The sequence below is a fragment of the Burkholderia sp. BCC1972 genome (genome assembly GCF_905339605.1).
GTDB lineage: Bacteria > Pseudomonadota > Gammaproteobacteria > Burkholderiales > Burkholderiaceae > Burkholderia.
The window spans coordinates 1-3,631 of sequence record NZ_CAJPGH010000055.1 but is presented as its reverse complement, the minus strand read 5'-3'; the positions used below and the strand labels follow the sequence as shown (position 1 = coordinate 3,631).

The window sequence follows — 3,631 nt, the reverse complement described above, 5'->3', positions numbered from 1 at the left end:
ATCTGCTGCCATGTCCGTCTCCTCCCGTTATCGGATCGAAAAAGTGCGTGCCCGCCACCGCGGCGTTCGCCGCATGATCAGCGCGGCGGGCCAGCCGTCATTGTGCACGATCGGCCCCGCCGTTCGCGCGCAAAACGTCTAAGCTTAAGGTCGGTTCTGTCACGCAGGAGATTCACATGCACTATCGACGGCTAGGCCGTTCCGGCCTGCAGATCAGCGCGCTTTCGCTCGGCTCGTGGGTCACGTACGGCAACCAGGTCGATCAGCGGGTTGCGCGCGAATGCCTCGCTGCAGCCCGCGACGCGGGCGTCAATTTCTTTGACAACGCCGAGGTCTACGCCGGCGGAAAGTCCGAGGAAATCATGGGCCACGCGCTCAAGTCGCTCGACTGGCCGCGCGTCAGCTACATCGTATCGACGAAGTTCTTCTGGGGGCTCGCGGAAGCACCGAACCAGTATCACACGCTGAATCGGAAATACCTGCTGAACGCGATCGACGGCTCGTTGCGCCGGCTCCAGCTCGACTATGTCGACCTCGTCTATTGCCATCGTCCCGATCCGAACACGCCGATCGAGGAAACCGTCTGGGCGATGAGCGACATGATCGCGCGCGGCAAGGCGCTGTACTGGGGCACGTCGGAATGGAGCGCCGACGAAATCCGCGCCGCATGCGAGATCGCCGAACGGCATCACCTGCGCAAGCCCGTCGTCGAACAGCCGCAGTACAACCTGTTCCACCGCACGCGGGTCGAGCAGGAGTATGCGCGGCTCTACGACGACTACGGTCTCGGCCTCACGACCTGGAGCCCGCTCGCATCGGGCCTGCTTACCGGCAAGTACCGCAACGGCGTGCCGCCAGGCAGCCGTGCGCAGTTGCAGGGTTACGACTGGATGCGCGACCGCCTGACCGATCAGGCCGCCAACGACATCGTCGAGCGGCTCGGCGACGTCGCGACCGAACTCGGCTGCAGCACGGGCCAGCTCGCAATCGCGTGGGTGCTCGCGAATCCGCACGTGAGTTCGGTCATCACGGGCGCATCGCGGATCGAGCAGATCGGCGACAACATGCGCGCACTCGACGTGACTGCGAAGCTGACGCCGGACGTGAAGCAACGCATCGAGGAGGTGGTCGGCGACGCATTCGAATAAGGCGATGCACGGCCACTCGCGTACAATACGCGGCCGCATCGGTGCCCGGCCTGACGGCCGCGCACGATCGACCGCTTTCATCGATTCACCTTTCGTTTCAGGCAGCCCGCCATGCTCAGTTATCGTCACGGTTTTCACGCAGGCAACCACGCGGACGTGCTCAAGCACGCCGTCGTCGTCCAGCTGCTGCGCTACCTGAACAAGAAAGACAAGTCGTACTGGTACATCGACACGCACGCAGGCGCCGGCGTGTACTCGCTGCGCGACGGCTACGCGGCGAAAACGTCGGAATTCGACACCGGCATTGGCCGGCTGTGGAACGAAAAGAACCTGCCGGAAGCACTGGGCGAGTATGTCGACGAAGTTCGCGCACTGAACGACGATGGCGAGCTGCGCTTCTACCCGGGTTCGCCGTACATCGCCTGGCGGTCGATGCGCGAGCAGGACCGCATGCGCCTGTTCGAGATGCACACGACGGAAATCGACGTGCTGCGCCACAATTTCCGCGACGCGGGGCGACGCGCGATGATCTTCGCCGGTGACGGCTTCGAGGGGATCAAGGCGCTGCTGCCACCGCCGCCGCGACGCGCACTCGTGTTGATCGACCCGTCCTACGAGGACAAGAAGGACTACGCGCGCACGGTAAGCTGCGTGACGGAGTGTCTGAAGCGATTCGCGACGGGCTGCTATGCGATCTGGTACCCGCAGGTCACGCGGCTGGAGTCGCAGCGCTTTCCCGAGCAGTTGAAGCGCCTGCAACCGAACAACTGGCTGCACCTGACGCTGACGGTATCGAATCCGCCGACGGATGGCCTGGGCCTCTACGGCAGCGGAATGTTCATCCTGAATCCACCGTACACGCTCGCGCAGAGCATGAACGAGGCATTGCCCTATCTGGTCGAGATGTTGGGGCAGGACAGCGGCGCCCGCTGTCAGATCGAGCACCGCGGCAACTGATCGGGCGACCGGCCCCGTTACGTTACGTTACGTTACGGCTGCGGCCTCGGCGCGAGCCGAGGCTGGTTGGCTGGCTGCCCACCCCAAGCCGGAACATTGATATACGGCGCGACGAACAACGGAACCGACGTGTTCGGCGCCTGCCCGGCCGGCGCACGCATGCCCGCCGGCTCGACGATCGGCTCCGACGACAACGGTGCTGTCTGCAATACCAATCCGCCCTTGCCGTCCTGGATACCGCGCTGCGTATCGAGCACCAGCGGTTTTGACGACGTTGCGGCACTGGCCGCGAGACCATGGACGAGTACGGCCGCGCCCAGAACGAGACGCGCGCGGGCACTGCGACGCACATCGAGACGCAAACGCATGATCGTGTCCTTCAGGATGAAAAGCAGGTCCATACCATAGCGCTGCACTGACGATTTCGCCAGATCCGGTGCACAAAAAAACAAAGCCCCGTCAAATACGGGGCTTGCTTATCGTTCAGTGCCACACGGCACCGGACGGTGACTCCGATTACAGCGAGTAGCCGTTGGTTTCGAGCGAGCGGATACGGCTCTCGAGCTGGACGATATCCGACGACGTGGCGAGGTAAGCCTCACGGCGCTCACGTTCTGCGGATTCGAACCAGTTGCTCAGCTTTTCGACGATGTAGGCGATCATGACATTCTCCAAGGAAGAGGGACCCCTGGTGAATCGAGATTCAGGGATTTCCCGTATAGGGTTATCCCGAATTATAGCGATGCCGCACCAAGATGCTAGTGAAATACTTGCATGGAAGCCATTCCAAATCGGAATGGGCGATCATTCGATGAGCCTAACACATTGATTTTTATAGGCATTGAAGCCGAGTCCATTTTGAGGCTCGAGTACACGCACTAATTTGGTTCATCTACGGGGTCGGCCAGGCGCGCCAAAATCGGGCATTCGGGCCGCCCGTCACCATGGCAGTGCGCGGCCAGGTCGGCCAGCGTGTCGCGCATGTCGCTCAGCTCCGCGATGCGTTTATCGAGTTCGGCCACGTGCTCGAGTGCGATCGACTTCACTTCGGCACTCGCGCGGGAGCGATCCTGCCAGAGCATCAGCAGCTTGCGGATGTCCTCGACGAGAAAGCCAAGCCGCCGGGCTTGACGGATGAAGCGCAGGATATGGATTTCGTCCGCGCCGTAGATGCGGTAGCCGGCGTCGGTGCGCTTGCTTGGGGCAAGAAGGCCAACCTGTTCGTAGTACCGGATCATTTTTGCGCTGACTCCGGATTCGCGCGATGCATCGCCGATATTCATTCCCTGCCCTCTTCATCAAGCCCCTGTTTCGATCGTTAGCGTCGACGAATGCAATCGCCGACGACACGTCGATCGTATCAAATCACAGGACTTCGTTCCGCGATGGGGGCTGGCAGCAGGATGGAAGATGGAGGGATCTGGTGGGCGGTGAACGGGATGCGAGGAATCGGGCGCTTTTCTGTCGCCCTGTCTGCATTTCTGCCGCCGAAATGCAAAAACCCCCGCCTTTCGGGCGGGGGTTTT

The 3,631-nt window shown here is 61.9% G+C and carries 5 protein-coding genes; 2 read left to right on the top strand and 3 right to left on the bottom strand.

Annotation, left to right across the window (positions count from 1 at the left end; translation table 11 throughout):
* Positions 1-176 precede the first annotated feature (176 nt).
* Positions 177-1,148: an aldo/keto reductase gene (locus U5798_RS36720; protein WP_322084861.1), complete on the top strand. Its 972-nt coding sequence runs from the start codon at positions 177-179 to the stop codon at positions 1,146-1,148.
* Positions 1,149-1,259: 111 nt separating this feature from the next.
* A complete protein-coding gene (locus tag U5798_RS36715; protein ID WP_124457131.1) occupies positions 1,260-2,105 on the top strand; it encodes a 23S rRNA (adenine(2030)-N(6))-methyltransferase RlmJ in 846 nt (281 codons plus the stop codon).
* A 32-nt stretch (positions 2,106-2,137) separates the two neighbouring features.
* On the opposite strand, the gene U5798_RS36710 is transcribed toward U5798_RS36715, so the two are convergent.
* The 3 genes from U5798_RS36710 to cueR all read right to left on the bottom strand — a co-directional run bounded on the left by U5798_RS36710 (position 2,138) and on the right by cueR (position 3,388).
* Positions 2,138-2,506 carry a hypothetical protein gene (locus U5798_RS36710; protein WP_185658308.1) on the bottom strand — a complete coding sequence of 123 codons (369 nt, stop codon included), beginning with the start codon at positions 2,504-2,506 and terminating at the stop codon, positions 2,138-2,140.
* Positions 2,507-2,621: 115 nt separating this feature from the next.
* A complete protein-coding gene (locus tag U5798_RS36705) occupies positions 2,622-2,768 on the bottom strand; it encodes a DUF3563 family protein (protein ID WP_006478295.1) in 147 nt (48 codons plus the stop codon).
* A gap of 215 nt (positions 2,769-2,983) precedes the next feature.
* Positions 2,984-3,388 (bottom strand): Cu(I)-responsive transcriptional regulator, encoded by a 405-nt coding sequence (gene cueR, locus U5798_RS36700; protein WP_059583527.1) that lies wholly within the window; start codon positions 3,386-3,388, stop codon positions 2,984-2,986.
* Positions 3,389-3,631 lie beyond the last annotated feature (243 nt).